1 protein-coding gene is annotated in these 1,028 nt (G+C 24.8%); it reads left to right on the forward strand.

The window, feature by feature from the left end; all coding sequences use genetic code 4:
• Positions 1-230: 230 nt before the first annotated feature.
• Positions 231-1,028: Abi family protein (locus C4B24_RS04805; protein ID WP_131599643.1), on the forward strand; the 798-nt coding region annotated here is incomplete at its 3' end.

Raw genomic sequence — 1,028 nt, forward strand, 5'->3', positions numbered from 1 at the left:
CTCCTGCTATCTCAATTATATATTAGTAATTAATTTAATAGATTATATTTATTATTCTTTAAATAAATTACAAAATACACCTTTTAAAAACTGAATTAAAATATTTTCTTTTGTTTGCATAACTTATACAATACATTTCAAAATCTAAATATTAGACATGTACTAAGTGTGTAATTAATAAAACTAATAAATAGAAAATATTTGTTTACAATGATTGATATAATTTTTATATGAAATTAACACAAGAACAATATGATAGAGAGATTAATATGTTGAAGGATAATGGGTTAATTATTAACAATGAATGCATTAGTAATTATCATTTATCAAATAAACACTGTTCAAGGTATTTAACACTTTTAAAGTGAATGCGAGGCAATAAAATTAAAATATTATGCCCACTATTAGAACAACTATATAAAACCGATGTGGTCATTAGGCGGGAATTGTCTGAAATTTTAAAACCTATTGAAATCCAAATTTCTTCATGAGTGAAATATTATTTTCAATTTAACGATATTGGTCTTGACCAAATCAATGATGGAAGTATTTTTGAAAATATTGAAGACTTTTCTATTTATACAAATAAACAAAAAAGTAAATCCTTTATTCAAGGAAAAATAAAAAACGTTAGCAAGAATAATTCAACCGATGATATTTTTCAAATAATTGATGAGTTATCATTTGGCGAATTGATTGGCCTTATTTCCTTGTTGAATATCAATCACATTAAGGAAATATTCCCTGATCGTGAATTCAAAATGGATAAAATGCAATTGATTCGCATCCTTAACGAGATGGTGTTTTTAAGAAATTGAATAGCTCACAATAATATATTGTTTACAACAAGGGAAACAAAGCTTTATCAAGAGGTTTTAACACTGAGAGACATAGTTGCCTCACTAGATAAAATAACGCTTGGAAATTACTCTAAAAAATTACAAGAAAATATCATCAGATATAAGGAAAGGTCCTTAAATAGATATGAAGTTAAAAATAAATCTTCAAAAGAAGAATTCCTTTTAATG

The organism is Mycoplasma marinum (genome assembly GCF_004335975.1).
GTDB classification, from domain to species: Bacteria; Bacillota_I; Bacilli_A; order Mycoplasmatales; family Metamycoplasmataceae; genus Mycoplasma_K; species Mycoplasma_K marinum.